At 69.6% G+C, this 1,192-nt stretch carries 1 protein-coding gene and 1 pseudogene; both read right to left on the bottom strand.

Features of this window, described 5'->3' with window-relative positions; translation table 11 throughout:
- Window positions 1-920: MCP four helix bundle domain-containing protein (locus tag AC3A6G_RS27315; protein ID WP_487875092.1), on the bottom strand; the 920-nt coding region annotated here is incomplete at its 3' end.
- A 19-nt stretch (window positions 921-939) separates the two neighbouring features.
- A pseudogene (locus AC3A6G_RS27310) lies at window positions 940-1,192 on the bottom strand (methyl-accepting chemotaxis protein); the annotation flags it as partial.

Genomic DNA, 1,192 nt, shown 5'->3' with positions numbered 1-1,192 from the left:
GAGCTGGCCTGTTCCTCGGTGCGCGACGAGAGATCCTGGTTGCCCGCGGCGATCTGGCCCGAGGCGGTGGCGATGGCGTCGCTCGCGCCCTTGATGCGCGTCACGACGTGCGTGAGCTGGTCCTGCATGCGCCCGATCGAGAACAGCAGGCTGCCGCTGCGCGCGGATTTCGCCTGCACCGCCTGGGTCAGGTCGCCGGCCGCGATCCGGCCGACCGCCTCGGCCGCGTAGCCGGGCTCGCCGCCGAGCTGCCGCGACAACAGGCGGGCCACGAGCACGCCGAGGCCCACGCTGATCACGATGCCGGCCAGCGCCATCAGCGCCATCAGCAGCCGCGAGGTCTCGAAGGTGCTCGCAGCGGCTTCCATGCTGTCGCGCGCATGCTGGTCGCTGTAGGCGACCATGCTCTGCAGAACCTTCTCGAGGGCGCGCGATTCCTTCAGCAGGGCTTCGCTCTCCTGCGGCACGCTGCCTTCGAACTGCGAGCTGTCGAGCGACTGCTTGCCGATGAGGTCCGCGAAATCGGACAGGTGCTTCTTGAGCGGCGGCATCAGGCGCTGGTATTGCGCGACCAGTTCGCGGCCTTCGGGCGCCTGCTCGAGCAGCGGCTGCGCCTCGGCCACGCTGGACTCGACGCCCTTCACGGCATTGCCGAGCTCGGCGAAGCCGCGGTTGCGCTCGCCCTTGGTGCCGGCAGACAGCAGGCTCATCTGGGCACGGCTCGCGTCGAGCAGGTGGATGTTCGCTGCCTGCACCGCCTTGATGGCGCGCAGGTCGTCGTTGTAAAGGCTTTCAGTCGACGCATTGATGCGTCCCATCTGGAAGATGCCGAGACCGCCGAGCGCGGCCCCCACGGTCGCGACCACGAGAAAACTGAGGATCAGCCTCGTGGCAACACGAAGCGACTGGAACCATTTCATTTTTGTTGTCCTGGGTGGGTTAGAACTCGGTCCAGTCGCCCGCACCGGCGGCCGTCGCCGCGGCGAGCCTGGGCTGCGGTGCCGCGCGGGGTGCTGACGCGGCGCGGGCGGGCGCCTTCAATGCGGGGGCGGCCTTGCGCTGCGGCAGCACCGGTTGCGGCTTGGCCTGCAGCTGGGCGAGCGCGGGAGGGGCCTCGCCGCCATCGAGCCGGAACACGCTGACGGCCTGCACGAGGCTCGTGGTCTGCTCCTGCATCGACTGCGCCGCGGCC

Source organism: Variovorax sp. Soil_C_26, assembly GCF_057657075.1.
The sequence above is the reverse complement of the archived record's forward strand: the minus strand, read 5'-3'. Positions and strand labels throughout refer to the sequence as shown.